Consider the following 16,422-nt stretch of genomic DNA (forward strand, 5'->3'; position numbering starts at 1 on the left):
TTGCGCTGGGTGCGATGGCGAACGCTTCCGAAAACCCGCTGCCTCGCCTCAGGCGTTCGCCGCGCGCCGGGGCATCATGGCCGAGGCGACGAGCAGGACGACGGCCATCGCCGCGATCGTGACGAAGACCAGATGCACCGCCGAGGCCAGTGTGGCGGGCTCCGGATGATCGGTATGGCCGACGCGCGAGTTCACTATGGCGCCGAACACCGCGACGCCCACCGCACTGCCGATCGAGCGTGCGAACATGTTGGCCGAGGTGACCACACCCCGCTCGGTCCATTCGGCGCTGGTCTGCGCGGCGATCAAGGTGGGGGTGGCGACCAGTCCCATCCCGGTGCCGATCACGAAGCAGGACGCCGCGACCTGCCACAGGGTGGAATGCTGCGTGATGAACAACGTGCTGGTGGCGCCGAGGGCGGCCAATCCGCTACCGATCAAGGCAGTGGTGCGAAAGCCGAAGCGCAGGTACACCTTTCCCGCTTGGGACGCGGCCAGCGGCCACCCCAGCGTGAGTGCGCCCACCGTCAGACCCGCGACCAGCGCCCCGGTGCCCAGCACGCCCTGGGTGAAGGTGGGGACATAGGAGGTCGCGCCGAGAACGACGGCGCCGACCAGCACCGACGCCAAGCTGCTCGCGATCACGACGCGCCGGGTGAACACCCACAGCGGCAGGATCGGATTCCGCGCTCCGCGTTCCACCAGCCCGAACAGCACGAGCACGAACGCGCCGCCCGCGAAGATCCCGATGCTCGACGGAGACGACCACGCCCAGGCTTGCCCGCCTTCGAGCAGTCCGAGGATCAACGCGCCCGCGCCGAACGTCAGCAGTGCCGCGCCCAGATAGTCGACGCTCTGCCGCTGCCGGGGCGCGCTCTCGGCGAAATTACGCACCAGCATCCATCCGGCGAGCGCGGAGAGCGGAAGGTTGATCAGGAAGATCCAGCGCCAGCTGACGTACTCGGCGAACAGGCCGCCCAGCAGCGGGCCCGCCACACTCGACATGGCCCACACACTGGCCAGGTAGCCCTGGACCTTGGCACGCTCGGACAGCGTGTACAAGTCGCCCGCAATCGTCATCGTCATCGGCTGGATCGCTCCCGCGCCGATACCCTGGACGGCGCGGAAGACGATCAGTCCGAGCATGCTGGTCGCGACGCCGCACAGCAGCGAACCCAACGCGAACATCGCGATGCCGAACAGGATCACCGGTTTACGGCCCACGGTGTCGGCGAGTTTGCCGTAGATCGGCACCGTCACCGCCTGCGCCAGCAGATAGATGGAGAACAACCAGGGGAACTGCGCGAAGCCGCCGAGACTGTCGGTGATGGTGAGCACCGCCGTGGCGATGACCGTCGAGTCGAGCGCGACCAGCGCGGTCGCCAGCATCAGCGAGCCGAGGATGGCACCGCGCTCGGATCGGAAACCCACGGACACCGTCGCGGTCTCGGTCGCCACCCGCGGCCCCTCTCGTTCGCCTGTCTAACCACCTCGAACGACCGTATCCGGTTGCCGACTATTCCCGCATGGAATTTTTTTTCCGCCCTGTGAACCGGGAAGGGCTGCTCACCGGAGCGTCGGTGAGCAGCCCGTGCTCCGATTTCAGTGGGACAGATCCGCCCCGGTGGGTGGCGGCTCGGCTTCGAGTACGGCGAGTTCCTCGTCGGTGAGCAGCCGCGAGCGGATCAGGAAGCGCACGCCTTCGGGCGCTTCGAGAGAGAACCCGCTACCTCGGCCGGGCACCACGTCCACGGTGAGATGGGTGTGCCGCCAGTAGTCGTACTGGTCGGCGCTCATCCAGAACGGGGTGTCCGCCGCCGGATACCCGAGCAGCACGTCCGACCCGCCGACTCGGAACTCACCGCGCGGGTAGCACATCGGTGCGCTGCCGTCGCAGCAGCCGCCGGACTGATGGAACATCACCGGACCGTGCTGTTCGATCAGTCGGCGCAGCAGCGCTTCCGCGGGTCCGGTGAACTCGACGCGGCGGACCGGCTGCGGCATCAGAAGAATCCGAGCTTGTCCGGCGAGTAGCTGACCAGCAGGTTCTTGGTCTGCTGGTAGTGGTCGAGCATCATGCGGTGGTTCTCGCGTCCGATGCCGGACTTCTTGTACCCGCCGAAGGCCGCGTGCGCGGGGTAGGCGTGGTAGCAGTTGGTCCACACCCGGCCCGCCTTGATCTGGCGGCCCAAGCGGTAGGCGGCGTTGATGTCCCGGGTCCACACACCCGCGCCGAGTCCGTAGAGGGTGTCGTTGGCGATCTTCAGCGCCTCGTCCACGGAGTCGAACGTGGTCACCGACACGACCGGTCCGAAGATCTCTTCTTGGAAGATCCGCATGTCGTTGCGGCCGGAGAAGATCGTGGGCTCGACGTAGAAGCCGCCGGGGAACTCCTCGACCTTGCGCGGGCCGCCGCCGGTGAGCACTTCGGCGCCTTCTTGGCGGCCGATGTCGATGTAGGACAGGATCTTCTCGAACTGGTCGTTGCTGGCCTGCGCGCCGATCATGGTGGCCTCGTCGAGCGGATTGCCGCTGCGGATGGCTTTGGTCCGTTCGATGCACCGGGCGATGAACTCGTCGTAGATCGAGGAGTGGATCAGCGCGCGGGACGGACAGGTGCACACCTCACCCTGATTGAGCGCGAACATCACGAAGCCCTCCACGGCCTTGTCCAGGAAGGCGTCGTCGTCGGCCATGATGTCGGGCAGGAAGATGTTGGGGCTCTTGCCGCCCAGCTCGAGCGTGACCGGGATGATGTTCTCGCTGGCGTACTGCATGATCAGCCTGCCGGTGGTGGTCTCGCCGGTGAAGGCGACCTTGGCCACGCGCGGGCTGGCCGCCAGCGGCTTGCCCGCTTCGACGCCGAAGCCGTTGACCACGTTGAGGACTCCCGGCGGCAGCAGATCGGCGATGAGTTCGACGACCTTCAGGATCGAGGCCGGGGTCTGCTCGGCGGGCTTGAGCACCACCGCGTTGCCCGCGGCGAGGGCGGGCGCGAGCTTCCAGGTGGCCATGAGGATCGGGAAGTTCCAGGGGATGATCTGGCCGACGACGCCGAGCGGCTCGTGGAAGTGGTAGGCGATGGTGTCGGCGTCGATTTCGCTGATCCCGCCTTCCTGGGCGCGGACCGCCCCGGCGAAGTAGCGGAAGTGGTCGACCGCCAGCGGCAGGTCGGCGGCCAGCGTCTCCCGTACCGGTTTGCCGTTCTCCCACGTCTCGGCCACCGCCAGCGCCTCGAGGTTGTCCTCGATCCGGTCGGCGATCTTGTTGAGGATGTTGGCCCGTTCGGTCGTCGACGTCGCGCCCCACGCGTCGGCCGCCTGATGCGCGGCGTCCAGGGCCAGGTCGATGTCGGCGGCCGAGGACCGCGCGACCTCGCAGAACGTCTGGCCGTCCACCGGCGACGGGTTCTCGAAGTAGCGGCCTTCGACCGGCGCGGTCCACTCACCGCCGATGAAGTTGTCGTAGCGCGTGGCGAATTCGACGACGCTGCCCTCGGTTCCCGGCTTCGCGTAGCTCATGGCGGGTGACTCCTCGCTGGTTGCGGACGTGGTGCACACGGCGGATCGGCCGTGATGCGGGTCACTATGCCCGGCGAGGGTTGACGAAACGTTGAGGCGCGCGAGCTCAGTCGCGCAGCGCGCCGTGCAAACGGGCGACCGCGAGCGCCCGGCGTCCGTCGCCCCGGGGAAGCAAGCGCAACGCGTGTTCGTGGATCTCGATGTCGTGCGGTGCGCGCTCCCCGTAGCGCAGCGCGTGCTCGACGTTTCCGCTGGACAGCACCGCGGTGCGCACACCGACTTCCAGGTACTCGCGCCACTGCACGATGCCCGGCGTGTCCGAATCCGGCAGCAAGGGGCCGCGATACAACTCGACCGCCGTCGCGGTGTCGCCCGCTTCGAGCGCCGCGAGCACGTCCACGGCGTCACAGGACAGGGGGCTCACCAGCCGATAGACGCGGCTGGTGATGTCGCCGCCGGTGGCGCGACGCAGGTAGGACATCTCCGATTTGAGCGTGCTCGTGCCGACCGGCCGGTCGCCGTACACCGCGAAGTGCAGGCGTTCGTGGGTGAAGCCCTCGGGCTCGAGCGCCAACAGCGTCAGTAGCTCCAGGTGTCTCGGGCGCAGCCGGACGGGTGCGCCGTCCCGGATCAGGCGGGCCGCGCCGAGGCAGGTCAGCCGGACCCCGGGCGCGGCCATCCGGTGGTGCAGCTTGGTCTCGATGGCGGTGACCAGGGTGCGGGCGGTGGACATGGCCAGCGGGTGGGCGCGGTCCCAGGTGGTGGACAGGTCGAGTACGCCGAGCTGGCGACCGTCCGCGCCACGGATGGGTGCGCAGTAGCAGACCCAGCCGTGCAGTGCGGCGACCAAGTGCTCGGCGGAGAACACCGTGTGCGGCTGTTCGGTGCGCAGCGCCAGCGAGAGCGCGTTCGTGCCCATGTGCGCCTCGTCCCAGCGACCGCCCGGCGCGAAGTTCACCTGTTCGGCGCGGCGGCGCATCACCGGACCACCGTGCGACCAGAGGATGGTTCCGGTCTCGTCGGTGATCGCCGCGACGTAGCCCGCGCCCTCGGTGATGTCGCGCAACTGATCGGTCAACTCGGATACCGGTGTGCGCAAAGAAGACGCGGCCCAGCGCGCGGTCACGTCGGCGTCGGCGAGTGGCGCGTGCTCGCAGGACGGATCGACGGTGCGCAGCGACCGTAGCCATGACTGCGCCACCTCGCTGCGCAGCGCGGAATCACCCTGCGGGGTCCCGGCCGGTATCCATCGGGACCACTCTTGTTCCAGTGCAGCGCGCCGCTGCGAGAGGGAACTGCGCTGTGCCATCTCGCGGATCCTGTGTCTCGCTCCGATCGTCTCCGTGCCATCCCATCATGCCCCAGCGCACGGCCGGGCATTTGGTTTTGGCTCGCGGTCCACGGGGCTGGACGGCAACCGTCGACGGTCGGATCGCCGCGTCCCCCTCGGCGAGTGGCGCGCGAGCGCACGCGCCAGGGAATCCCGGCGGTTCGACCGGCGAGCGGTGTGCGGTCGCCCTGCGGCGGCCGCACACCGAACCGGCCGACTACGGCGTGGAGAAACCGATCAGCGCACCGATGCCCGCGCCGATCGGGATGGTGACCAGCGCGCCGACCCCGCCGAGGAAGAAGCCGAGCACGGCGCCGATCCCCGCGCCGATGAGGGCGCCGATCCCGGCGTTGTACTGCTTGCGGGCGAGCGTCTCGTCCTCACCGACGAACTGGTTGAGGCGCTCGGTGGTGGCGGGCGAGCCCACCGGCGTCACCGTGAGGGTGCGGCCCGCGTCGGTGATCGCGGGGGCCAGCCCGTGGGTCGCGCCGGAGGCCTGGAACGCCAGCGGCAGCGTCGCGACGACCTGTCCCGTTTCGCTCCGCAGCTCGACCGCCGCGGCGTCGGCCGTCAACGCGAAGGTGCCCGCGTCGAGGGTGGTGACCACCCCTGTCCCGTCGGCGGCGGGAGCCGAGGTGAAACCGAGGCCCTGCTCGACACCGTGCACACTGACCTGCGCGGGCGTCGCGGGCTGGGCGTGCGCGACGCCCGTCGCAATTCCGGTGGCCCCGACCGCGAGTAGGGCGGTTGCGGCGAATCTATTGACTCTCATCGTATTTCCCCACTTAGTCGTGTCGGCCACGAGTGCCGACGAATCCCCAAGATGCCGGTTCTCGGCCCCACCATTCTGGCCGCAGTGGATTCCCGAAGCAATCGTTCTGCGAATTCCGTGGAAAAATCCGTGCTGCGCTCGCGACGAATGCGAGCATGAATTATGCGGGGACACTGGTGGTTTCGTCGATACGATGCCGCCGATTGCCGAATATGTGCTATTGACTTGCGGCGCAGCAAAATTGGTCAGACGAGTGGGGCGATTTCAGCAAAAAGTCCTGGTTCCGAGAGTGATTCAGTCGATAGGGACCGCTGGACGCTGCGGGGATGCTGCGTCAATGCCCCCCACTGCACTCAGGTGAGCGGTGGCAGCGGCGCCGGTAGTGCGATAGCCGGGTCCGGTGTCGTAGCCGGTGACCGGGTCCAGATGTGGTCGGCGAGATCGCGCCCGCGCTGCGGCCGCCAGCCGTCTCGCCCACGGCGGCAGATGATTCCGGTTCCGCGCTCACGATGCCGCGCGGAGCCGGGATCACCTGGCCGACTGTGCGGGATCGTTCCTGCTCAGAACGCGCTACCGGAGCCGGGCAGCAGCCAGGCGATGCCGGGCCAGACGCCGAACGGGCTGCCCCAGTAGCCGAACGGGCTACCCCAGTAGCCGCCGTAGCCGCCCCATCCGCCGTAACCACCCCAGCCGCCGTAGCCGCCGTGGCCCCACCCGCCGTGGCGGTGCCAGCCGCCGTGGATCTCGTCGGCCTGGGCCGTCTGTGTAACGGTCGGCTGCGCCACGGCGGGTGCGGCGACCGCGGGCACGGCGGCCGCGGCAACGGGGGTCAGTGCGAGCGCGGCGACCATCGCCACGCGGACAACCGCTCGCCGGGCGCGTCCGGTCTCGACGTCGTGAATCATCGGTACTTCCTCACTTCGGTACGTCATCGTCCGGTCGGTGACCGATTCGGAAGGTCATCGACCCAATCTCACCACCACGCATCGTACCGTTGAATAACGGTACGTTCAATGTGGTTCGGTCGTGCGAAAATTCGCGGCAGGCATGTCGGCGCTCGTGCCGGGCGGTCACGCTGGGTACCGTCGGGTCAGCGGACACTCGAGAGGAGTCGACTGATGGCGACCAGTGCCGACGTGCTGACCGACGCTTACGAGCGGATCAGGGAGGTGGTGCACGAAGCGGTCGACGGACTGGGGGAGGACATCCTCGCTCACCGGATCGATGCGGGGGCCAACTCGATCGCGTGGTTGATCTGGCATCTGACTCGTGTGCAGGACGACCACATCGCGGATGTGGCCTGTATCGAGCAGGTCTGGACCGCCCATGGCTGGTACGACCGCTTCGGGCTACCCATCGACAAGGGCGCGACCGGCTACGGCGACCAGCCCGCCGACGTCGCGGTGGTCCGAGCGCCCGCCGAGTTGCTCACGGGGTATTACGACGCGGTGCACGAACAGACGCTGCGCTTCGTCCGGGGACTGGTGGACGGCGATCTGGACCGCGTCGTGGACACCCGATGGGATCCGCCGGTGACGCTGGGTGTGCGGCTGGTCAGCGTGATCTCGGACGATCTGCAGCATGCGGGCCAAGCGGCGTTTCTGCGCGGCGTGCTGGAACGAAGGAGATAACCGGCACCGGGAAGTCGCCGGCTCTGCGCGGCCCGCGCTGTGACGTAAGTTGATGCCGCGCAAGCCGAATGTTCACAGAGAGTGCCGCCGTGGTCGTGAAGAGTGTTCTGGTCGGTGTCGCCGTGCTCGTTCTCGTGGGAGTCGTCGTGCTCACGGTGGTCGGCGCGCACTGGTATATATGGCGGCGACTCGTGCGGGACACGACCACAGCGGCTTCCCGCGCGCGTCGCGTCGGCACCTCCGTTGCTTTGGCAGGACCCTTGCTGCTGCTGGGCACGACGGTGGCGGAGTTGGCGTCCGCTCCGTTCGCGTTGATCCGGATCATCGCCTGGCCCGGCTACCTGTGGGGCGCGTTGTTCATATACCTGCTGTTCGCGCTGGTGGCCGGCGAGCCGATTCGAGCTTTGGCGCTGCGCTGGTCTGATCGAGGCCGGGTGCCACGCGAACCGAAGACACATGCGGAAACCGGGTTCGCGTCGGAGTCCGTCGCGGGAGCCGGGTTGGGACCGGGTGCCTCGGCGGGAGCCGTGCAGGAGTCGTTGGTGGGGGCAAGGTCGGAGCTGGATTTCCCAGCGGGAGCGGGGCTGGGGCCCGAGTCGTTGGCGGGGCCGGAGTCGCTGGCGAGGGCCGGGTCTGAGCTGGAGTTCCCAGCGGGAGCTGGGCTCGGGCCCGAGTCGTTGGCGGGGGCGGGGTCCGGGGCGGCGGTCCCGGCGGGAGCCGAGTTGGCGCCGGAGTCGTTGGCGGGGCCCGAGTCTGGGCTGAAGCCGTCAGCGGGAGCTGGGTCAGCGCCGGAGTCGTCGGCTGGAGTTGGGGCTGGGCTGGAGTCGTCGGTTGGGGCTGGGGCTGGGCTGGAGTCGTCGGTTGGGGCTGGGGCTGGGGCTGGGCCGGAGTCGCTGGCGAGGGCCGGGTCTGAGCTGGAGTCTTCAGCGGAAAGCGGTTCCACCTCGGCGAGAACCGTCTCCGCTCCGGAGTCCCCGCGGGGCACGACCGCTCCGGCCGAGTCCCCGCTGACCCGGGTGCCGCGCCGTGTCTTCGTCGCGCGGGTGATGGGTGGCGCCGCCGTCGCCGCGGCCGCGACCACGGTCGGTATCGGCGCCCATGGCGTGCTGGACGGACCCGGTGTGAAGCGGGTCGCCGTGCCGCTGGCGAAGTTGCCGCGCCGAGCGGACGGGTTCCGCATCGCGGTGGTGAGCGACGTGCATCTCGGCCCGATCCTGGGACGCGGCTTCGCCGAACGCGTGGTGCGCACCGTCAACGACACCCGGCCCGACCTCGTCGCGGTCGTCGGCGACCTGGTGGACGGCAGCGTCGAACACCTCCGCTCGGCCGTCGAGCCGCTGGCCGGACTGCGTGCCCGGCACGGTGCGTTCTTCGTGACCGGGAACCACGAATACTTCTCCGGCGCCGAGCAGTGGGTGGAGCATGTGCAGGAACTCGGCATGCATCTGCTCGCGAACGCTCGCGCCGAGCTGCCCGGATTCGACCTGGCGGGCGTGAACGACGTGCAGGGCGAGCGAACCGGACAGGGCCCGGACTTCGGCAAGGCGCTCGGCGACCGCGACCGCACGCGCACCGCCGTGCTGCTGGCGCACCAGCCCGTGCTGATCGAGGACGCGGTGGCGCACGGCGTCGACCTGCAGCTGTCCGGCCACACCCACGGCGGCCAGCTCTGGCCGGGCAATTACCTTGCGGGCCTGGCGAATCCGACCGTCGCCGGGCTGGAACGGTACGGCGACACCCAGCTGTACGTCTCCCGGGGGGCCGGGGCGTGGGGCCCGCCGGTGCGGGTCGGCGCACCGTCGGACATCACCGTCGTGGAACTCGTGTCGCTCCAGGCTTGAACGCCGAACTCGCGGGTCAGCCGAACAGACCGCCCAGCACACCGCCGCTCTGGCCGGCCTCCTGCCCGCCGCCGGTGCCTCCGACGAAACCGCCCGGCGGCAGCTCCGACGGCTGCACGATGACGAAGCCGCGTCCGGAGAACGACAGCGTCATCCCCTCGCCGGTGCTGCGGCCCATCAGCCTGCCCAGCCCGAACGAATCATTGCGTTTGATGCCGGTCTGCAGGCTCGACGACCACGCCACCGCCGCCTGCGGATCGGCGTAGGTCGGCTGGTCGACGTTGAGCACCACGGGCGTACCGTGCGTGGTGATGGCGATGCGGCCGCGGCCGGTGAAGACGCAGTTGAACAACCCGGCGTTGCTCGCGAATCCGGCGGCGCCCTGCACCATCCGGATGTCGTAGCGCAGGCCGGAATCGAAGGCGAGCACATTGGCGCCGTTGATGGTGAGGCCGTCGGTGCCGTCCAAATCAATGGTGTGCACGTCGGCGGCGCCGTTGGCGACGAACAGGTCGCCGCGCCCGGACACCTTCATCAGCGGAACGCCCTCACCGGTCAACCGCTGCTGGATCGCCCGGCCGATCCCGCCCGCGCCGAGCGCCTGGAACTGCAGATCGCCCTGGTAGGCGACCATCGATCCGGCCCGAGCCATGACCTCGCCGTTGACGGCCACCTTGATCATCTTGCCGCCCTGCTTCTGGATGCCCGCGCCGGTGACTTCGGCGTGGCTGGGGGCGAACAGTTCGCTCTGCATCGGCAGCGCTCCTTGCTGAGGTGAGGGCATCGGTGGTGGCGGCACCGCGGCGGCCGGCGCGGAATAGGCCGGTTGCGGTGGATAGGCGGGCGGGGGCGCGGGCTGGTACGCGGGAGGTGGCGCAGGTTGGTGTGCCGGGGGCGGCGCAGGTCGGTATGCCGGTGCGGGAGCGGGTGACGAGGTCGGCTGGGCCGGTTCATCATCGATGTTCACACCGAAAGCCGTTGCGATACCAGCCAAACCGTTGTCGTACCCCTGGCCGACCGCACGCACTTTCCATCCGCCGCCGCGGCGGTAGATCTCGACGCACACCACAGCGGTCTCGGTGCTCAAGCCCGTCATCGGAAAGGCGAGTGTGCTCGACGAAGACGCGATGGTCGCGCGCAGCGAGCCCGCGGCGGCGAAAGTCGCTGGCCCGCTGCCGTCGAGGCTCGCGGTGACCACGACGCGGTCCACGTCGCTGGGCAGCGCGCCGGTCTGGATGTCCACCACGTCGCCCGCGCCCTGGCCGTGCCGGTAGGTGACGCCCGGGGCGACCGGTTGATTGAAGAACACGAAATCGGCGTCGGAGCGCACGCGCCCCGCCGAGTTCAGCAACAGCGCCGATACGTCGACGGGAGCTGAGCAGGTGACGGTGACCGCCAGCCGGTCGCCGGGCGCGGGGCGGTTCTCACCGCGGGCGAGATCGGTCACGGCAGGCCGTCCGATCCGCGGCGGTGTCGGGTTGACATGCGATTCACGGGCTCCAGTGTGTCGTGCGCCCGCAACCCGCGCCACACGCGTACCCGGAATGGGCGGCCACCAGGCGTTTTCTTGTCACGCAGCCCCATTCGCTCGGGCCGGGCTTGCTGGTCGGATGTGGTACCGGCAACTGCTCGCCGACCGGACCGAACAGTGGCAACAGCGTCGCATGGCGCCCGCGTCGACGTGACCCGGCGCGAGGTCGCCACGGTGCGGGCGGATCGCCATCTGTGCGCGAGCGACGGGGAACGTGTCCGCGCCTTCATCGCGTGACGGGGCAGCGCGCGGTAGTGATCGAGCGGAGGTGCCGAATCCGCCTGGCTGCTATGGCGAATCCCCGTGACCCGGAAGAGCCCGGCCGGGTCTGCCGGGCTCGAGGCTGGTCAGAGGACTTCGGCGTACATGGTGCCGTCGAGGATGCCGAACTCGACCTGTCCGGGGAACAGGGGAAGCGCGCCGGTGGCGTGCTTGGTGTGGTTGAGGGCGATAGTTTCGGTGGCCCACCGGTGCAACGGCTCGGGTAGCCGGAGAACCCGGTGGTCGGTGCAGCGAACATAGGGATAGGTGGTCTCGCCCGGCCGGGCGAGCGGGTTGTGGATGTCGAGCGCGGCGATGTCCAGGACCAGGCCGGTCTGCTTGGCGGAGGCGACGGTCGGTGGCTGCAGTTCGATGTCGTCCATGACCGAAGACGGTAGCTCGAAGGATGCCCAATGCGGGTGATTCCCACTGAATGTCCTTTGGATTTCATAGAAAATGGGGGACGGCGAGGTTCATCTATTCGGGTGAACCCCACCGCTACCACCAGCGATCGCGGCACGCTTGGGCGTGCGGTGCCGCGCCGGATGTCCCGGAGCCACCGGGACGGTGACGAGCCTAAGCGACGCTGAAGATTCGCGGAGGCGTTTCCGCGGATTCGGCAGGAGTTGCCGACCGGCCCGCATCCGGGGGCGACCGGTCGGTAACCGCCGTCGGAATGTCCGGTTTCCGGCAGCCCGGCTTACTATGCCAGCGGCGTGAAACAAGCTGTGCGCGTTGCTTATCCGGCACGGCTGCGTGCTGTTCGGTCTATTTCAGGAGGGTGGAAGACGTGCTCTATGTAGTCATCGCGGCCATTGTCGTGACCTTGTTGGCCGTGTCGGCCGTGGCGATGGTGTGGGATCCGCGCCGCCGTGCGGAGTCGGACGAATACGACTACGAGTACGACATGAACGAGGAGGACGCCCTGGCGGACGAGTACGCCCGCCCGCGCAACGTCGAATGGCCGCGCAAGGAGAGCGTCTGATCGGCGGCAACGGCCGCCCGGCAGGCGGTGGCGACCCTGGCGCCCAGCTGAATGTGGCTGGGCGCCATTCCTTTTCGGGGAACTCCGCTCGAAGGCCGGGATCCGGTCACGCCACGGTGAAGTCGCGCCACGACGCGTGCAGTCCCTGCCCGCGCAGCGACGTGCTGCGGCCGTCTTCGATCGGATGCAGGGTGATGATGCCGAAACCGATCTGCACGGTCTCCGGCAACCGCGGTGCGCGCGTGGTGTACACCGGGATGTCGTCGACGTACCAGCCTGCGGTGCCCGCGGCACGGTCGATGGTGACGCTGTAGCGGTGGAACTCGCCGGGTTTGATGTCGACCCCTGCCAAGGGCGCGTGCACGACGTGGGTGAACGCCTCTTCCGCGGGGACGACGCCCGGCACGAACAGCCGCTCGTGAATGGCGTACGCGTGCCTGCTCGTCGCGATGAGGTCGAAGACCTGGGCGCTGCTCATGTCGAGGACGTTGAACGCGGCGAAGCCGTCCCGGTAGTCCTCGCCGGTGACGCCGATGTTCTCCGCCGCCAGCTCCACCGCGAAGGTCCGCGGTCCGCCGGTGAGATCGAACGTTTCGGTCGACACCAGCAGATGCTTCGGGTTGTCCAGAATCTGGACCTCGGCGTGGGATCGGGTGAAGGCGTCGATCCGGACCGATACCGCGCCCTCGCCGACCTCGGTGCGGGCGGCCGGGTCGGCGTAGCGCCACGTCTGGTCCGGTCCGAGGGGGACTTCGAGGAAGCGCCACCGGTCTTCGCGTAGAGCCGGTCCGCTCAGGTCGTCGTATATCATCGCGGCAGTTACCTTTCAGCCGATTCGTTCGGGGGGATCCGATAGGTCGTCCTCGGTCGCCCGGCGGCGCAGGGGGGTCACGACGCCGTTCGACGATCCGGACTTATAGCCGACGCCGCCGAGCAGCAGACGTTCCTCCGTCAGCCGCGGCCGCAGCGCGGGCCCCATCGGCCACCAGTCGTCGAGTTCGACCAGACCGGGCTCGATCAGTTCCAGATCGCCGAAGTACGAGGCGATCTGCTCCCGGGTGCGGTACCACCCGGAGCCCAGGCCCATTTCGGTGAAACGCCGTTGCAGCTCGATGGCCATCTCGTGCGCCTCGCCGCCGTCGGCGGGATCGTAGAAATGCGTGATCGCGACGTAGGAGCCGGCGGGCAGCGCATCGATGTACTGACGCATGATCCCCGCCGGATCGAGATCGTCGTCGACGTGATGCAGGATGCCGCACAGGATCAGCGCCAGCGGTCGGGTGAGGTCGAGGTGCTGGGTCACCTCGGAGTTCGCCAGCAGGGTTTGCGGGGCGGTCAGATCCGCGGGCACGAAATGGGTGAACTCGTTGCGCTCGAGCAGTACGCGGCCGTGGATGTTGCACACCGGATCGTTGTCGACGTACACCACGCGCGCCGCGGGGTTCTGCTGTTGCGCGATCTCGTGTGTGTTGCCGACGGTGGGCAGACCGGCGCCGATGTCGAGGAATTGGCCGATGCCGACGGTCCCGGCCAGATAGCGCACGACGCGGTGCAGCCAGCGGCGATTCATGCGGGCCACGTCGCTCTGCCGCGGTGCGACTTCGGCGACTCGGTCGCGTACGTAGCGGTCTACTTCGTAGTTGTCCTTGCCACCGAGGGTGGCGTCGTAGACGCGGGCGATGCTCGCGCGTGTCGTGTCCACGCCTACCGGCGCGCGGACACCGGTCTGGGGAGCGGGATCGGACATGGAGACCTCTCTCTAGTTTCCGTCGCCTGGCTCACCAGCCTAGGGACCGCCGAATCGGGGAGCAATCCGTGCGGATGCATTCGGCCAGTGCTGCTTTCGTGAACCCATGGTGGTCTTGCCGAGCGCGACTGGGCATGGGAACCGGTCGGTATTCATCGGTCGCGGGCGACGACTCAGGACGCGCCGGGCCGGTACAGCACCCGTCCGGGCAGCCACCCGCCCTGGACATGCGTCACGCGCCACCAGTCGATGTGCACCTCCACCGCCTCGATGGGCGTGGACAAGAACGGTTCGATCTGTGGCTCCTTCCGTAACAGCGTCCGGAACGTCTCCTCCCGCTCGCTCGCGCCGGTGCGGACCACGGCCGTGCCGAGGCCTTGTGCGAACGGGTTGAGGAATCCGTCGGGGACGACCTTGACTCCGATGCTGGGATTGGCGCGCAAGCAGTCCAACGTCCGTCCGCCCGACTCGAGCACGAGCGTCAAGCGGAACGGATCGCCGTTGAGCTCGGCGAAGAACGCGTTCGAGCACCAGTTCACGCCCGCTTTCGACGTGGCGAGGTCGATGCTGGTGAAGCCGAGGACACCGGTCAGCTTGTCCTGGATGTCCTGATCGGTGATCCGCACGTCGTTCGATGTCATGTCGGGCTCCGTGGTGGGGGACGGGTTCAGGTTTTGCGGCCGACGCCGCCGAGCATGAGACGTTCATCCGGCCACGGCGTGCGCAGCGCTGGGCCGCCGGGCCACCATTCGTGCAGCTCCACCAATCCCGGTGGAACCATCTCCAATCCGTCGAAGAAAGCCTGGATCTCCGCGCGGGTGCGCCAGCGTCCGGTGCCGAGGCCCCCGTCGTGCAGTGCTCGTTCGGCCAGTCTGGCCAGCGCGTGCAGTTGTTCGCTCTCGGCGGCCGGATCGAAGAAGTGGCTGATCATCACATAGGACCCAGGGGCGAGGCGATCGATATACCGCCGCATGATGCCCGCGGGGTCCCGATCGTCGTCGACGTGGTGCAAGGTGCCGCACTGCATCAGCAGCACCGGTCGGGTCAGATCGAGGTAGCCGTTGACCGCGGGGTCGTCGAGCACGTCGTCCGGCCGGGTCAGGTCCAGGTCGAGAAAGTGCGTGCGTTCGTTGGCTTCCAGCAGCTTGCGCCCGCGCGCGGCGCAGATCGGGTCGTTGTCCACGTAGACCACCGCGACCTCGGCGCCGAGTTCCTGGGCGACCTCGTGGGTGTTCTTCTGCGTGGGCAGCCCGCTGCCCAGATCGAGAACCTGGTCGACACCCGCCGACCGCGTGACGTACCGGACCACCCGCTCGAGCCAGCGCCGATTCGCGGCGCCGACGTCGTCCTGGTGCGGCACCGCCTTCTTCAAGCGCTGGTACACCTGCCGGTCGGACTCGAACCAGTCCGTCCCGCCGAGGGCATAGTCGTACACCCGCGCGATACTGGGTATCTCCGGGTCCACACCCGCTAGTCGGGTCGATCCCTCTGCCGACGTCATGGCGCTCCTCCTCCGCGTGGCCACCGTCGGGGGCGACTCTACGCACAGCCGTCGCGGCGCGCCGGGGAATCCGGCCCGGATATTGCGTTGGCGCTCTTGCGAATCCATTCGTGCGTATCCGATTCGCGGCGCGCGCTCGCGTCCGGGCCGGCGTTTGCGTGCGGCCGAGTAGGATCGTCAGCCGACGTTCCGACAGCTGTGATGGTGGAGGCACTACGCCGCGCGGTCTAACCCCCGATCGGCCGGAGGCATGCATGACCAACGACGAGGACAGTGGTGACAACGCCGAATTCCCTGCGGCAGAACGTGGTCCGACGGTACTGCGGATCGCGCTCGGCAGCCGGTTGCGTCAGCTGCGCGAGGGCTGCGGAATCAGCAGGGAGGCGGCCGGCGACGCGATCCGTGGATCGCATGCCAAGATCAGCAGGCTGGAGCTGGGCCGGACCGGGTTCAAGGAACGCGATCTGCACGACCTGCTGAACCTCTACGGAGTTGTCGACCCCGCTGAACGCGAAACGTACTTCGAACTGGCTCGGCGGGCCAACGACCCGGGGTGGTGGCAGCACTACAGCGATCTGCTCCCGGCGTGGTTCGAGACCTACATCGGCCTCGAACAGGCCGCCACCACGATCCGCACCTACGAGGCGCAGTTCGTCCCCGGGCTGCTGCAGACCGCCGATTACGCACGGGCGGTGATCCAGCTGGGCAATACCGACGAGACCGAACGCCGCGTCGCCATTCGCATGCGCCGCCAGCAGATCCTCTACCGTGCCGCCGCTCCCACGCTATGGGCTGTCATCGACGAGAACGCGCTGCGCAGGCCGGTCGGCGGAGTGGAGGTGCTGCGCGAGCAGATCGAGCATCTGGTAGCAATGGCCGACCGTCCCAGCATCCGGATCCAGGTGCTGCCGTATGCGGCGGGTGGGCACTCCGCCGCGGGCGGTCCGTTCAGCATCCTCCGGTTTCCCGAGCCCGAGCTGCCCGACATCGTCTACACCGAGCAGCTCACCAGTTCCCTGTATTTCGACAAGCAGCGCGATGTCGAGCTGTACATGTCGGTCATGAACCGGATCAGCGTGGAGGCGCTTTCCCCGGCCGAGAGCGTGCGCTTCCTGCGCGAGCTGCTCACCGAGCCGCAATCGGGCGAATAGGACTGACTCGATCGTTGTTGCCGAGTGCGGTATCCGTGCTCGACGTGTGTGCGCCGGCTCGGCGCGGGAAGTTTGCCAAAAGGGTCGCGGGCGACCGAGGAGTCGCCGCGGCGTGCTGTCGATGGCGGGATGGCGTCGTGCGTTCGGAAAC

16 protein-coding genes are annotated in these 16,422 nt (G+C 68.5%); 4 read left to right on the forward strand and 12 right to left on the reverse strand.

Annotated features, from left to right (window positions below):
* Positions 1-48: 48 nt before the first annotated feature.
* The 6 genes from ACIA5H_RS25220 to ACIA5H_RS25245 form a co-directional block, all read right to left on the reverse strand.
* A complete protein-coding gene (locus ACIA5H_RS25220) occupies positions 49-1,458 on the reverse strand; it encodes an MDR family MFS transporter (RefSeq protein ID WP_397077661.1) in 1,410 nt (469 codons plus the stop codon).
* A gap of 144 nt (positions 1,459-1,602) precedes the next feature.
* Positions 1,603-2,004, reverse strand: coding sequence for a DUF779 domain-containing protein (locus tag ACIA5H_RS25225; RefSeq protein ID WP_356965322.1), 402 nt, complete (start codon positions 2,002-2,004; stop codon positions 1,603-1,605).
* Positions 2,004-3,521, reverse strand: a complete 1,518-nt coding sequence (locus ACIA5H_RS25230) for an aldehyde dehydrogenase family protein (protein ID WP_397077664.1) — start codon at positions 3,519-3,521, stop codon at positions 2,004-2,006. Before ACIA5H_RS25230 ends, ACIA5H_RS25225 begins: the two co-directional genes overlap by 1 nt.
* 106 nt (positions 3,522-3,627) lie before the next feature.
* A complete protein-coding gene (locus ACIA5H_RS25235) occupies positions 3,628-4,830 on the reverse strand; it encodes a transcriptional regulator (RefSeq protein ID WP_379252805.1) in 1,203 nt (400 codons plus the stop codon).
* Positions 4,831-5,068: 238 nt separating this feature from the next.
* On the reverse strand, positions 5,069-5,623 hold the full coding sequence (locus ACIA5H_RS25240; RefSeq protein ID WP_364433457.1) for a hypothetical protein: 555 nt from the start codon (positions 5,621-5,623) through the stop codon (positions 5,069-5,071).
* A 560-nt stretch (positions 5,624-6,183) separates the two neighbouring features.
* Positions 6,184-6,528, reverse strand: a complete 345-nt coding sequence (locus ACIA5H_RS25245; protein ID WP_364433454.1) for a hypothetical protein — start codon at positions 6,526-6,528, stop codon at positions 6,184-6,186.
* Between the two features lie 213 nt (positions 6,529-6,741).
* On the opposite strand from ACIA5H_RS25245, the gene ACIA5H_RS25250 reads away from it, so the two are divergent.
* On the forward strand, positions 6,742-7,254 hold the full coding sequence (locus ACIA5H_RS25250; protein WP_397077667.1) for a DUF664 domain-containing protein: 513 nt from the start codon (positions 6,742-6,744) through the stop codon (positions 7,252-7,254).
* An 89-nt stretch (positions 7,255-7,343) separates the two neighbouring features.
* Positions 7,344-9,095 carry a metallophosphoesterase gene (locus ACIA5H_RS25255; RefSeq protein WP_397077669.1) on the forward strand — a complete coding sequence of 584 codons (1,752 nt, stop codon included), beginning with the start codon at positions 7,344-7,346 and terminating at the stop codon, positions 9,093-9,095.
* 16 nt (positions 9,096-9,111) lie between these two features.
* Here ACIA5H_RS25255 and ACIA5H_RS25260 read toward each other — a convergent pair whose 3' ends face one another.
* The gene (locus ACIA5H_RS25260) at positions 9,112-10,542 is read right to left on the reverse strand and encodes an AIM24 family protein (protein WP_397077671.1); all 1,431 of its coding nucleotides are present in this window, start codon (positions 10,540-10,542) and stop codon (positions 9,112-9,114) included.
* 431 nt (positions 10,543-10,973) lie between these two features.
* Positions 10,974-11,270: a hypothetical protein gene (locus tag ACIA5H_RS25265; RefSeq protein ID WP_379252809.1), complete on the reverse strand. Its 297-nt coding sequence runs from the start codon at positions 11,268-11,270 to the stop codon at positions 10,974-10,976.
* A 407-nt stretch (positions 11,271-11,677) separates the two neighbouring features.
* On the opposite strand from ACIA5H_RS25265, the gene ACIA5H_RS25270 reads away from it, so the two are divergent.
* Entirely contained in the window at positions 11,678-11,872 is a 195-nt protein-coding gene (locus ACIA5H_RS25270; protein ID WP_356965312.1) for a hypothetical protein, read from the forward strand.
* A gap of 106 nt (positions 11,873-11,978) precedes the next feature.
* Here the strand turns inward: ACIA5H_RS25270 and ACIA5H_RS25275 are convergent, their stop codons facing one another.
* The 4 genes from ACIA5H_RS25275 to ACIA5H_RS25290 form a co-directional block, all read right to left on the reverse strand.
* Complete coding sequence (locus tag ACIA5H_RS25275) at positions 11,979-12,683, reverse strand: DUF6081 family protein (RefSeq protein ID WP_397077674.1); 705 nt, start codon at positions 12,681-12,683, stop codon at positions 11,979-11,981.
* 15 nt (positions 12,684-12,698) lie between these two features.
* Positions 12,699-13,619, reverse strand: coding sequence for an SAM-dependent methyltransferase (locus tag ACIA5H_RS25280; protein ID WP_356965310.1), 921 nt, complete (start codon positions 13,617-13,619; stop codon positions 12,699-12,701).
* Between the two features lie 173 nt (positions 13,620-13,792).
* Positions 13,793-14,260: a hypothetical protein gene (locus ACIA5H_RS25285; RefSeq protein ID WP_355080515.1), complete on the reverse strand. Its 468-nt coding sequence runs from the start codon at positions 14,258-14,260 to the stop codon at positions 13,793-13,795.
* 26 nt (positions 14,261-14,286) lie between these two features.
* Positions 14,287-15,120: an SAM-dependent methyltransferase gene (locus ACIA5H_RS25290; protein ID WP_355080513.1), complete on the reverse strand. Its 834-nt coding sequence runs from the start codon at positions 15,118-15,120 to the stop codon at positions 14,287-14,289.
* A 254-nt stretch (positions 15,121-15,374) separates the two neighbouring features.
* Between ACIA5H_RS25290 and ACIA5H_RS25295 the strand changes: the two genes are divergently transcribed.
* Complete coding sequence (locus tag ACIA5H_RS25295) at positions 15,375-16,271, forward strand: helix-turn-helix domain-containing protein (RefSeq protein ID WP_379252811.1); 897 nt, start codon at positions 15,375-15,377, stop codon at positions 16,269-16,271.
* Positions 16,272-16,422 lie beyond the last annotated feature (151 nt).

Origin of the sequence: Nocardia sp. NPDC051900, from assembly GCF_044452545.1 — a bacterium.
Classification (GTDB): Bacteria; Actinomycetota; Actinomycetes; order Mycobacteriales; family Mycobacteriaceae; genus Nocardia; species Nocardia sichangensis.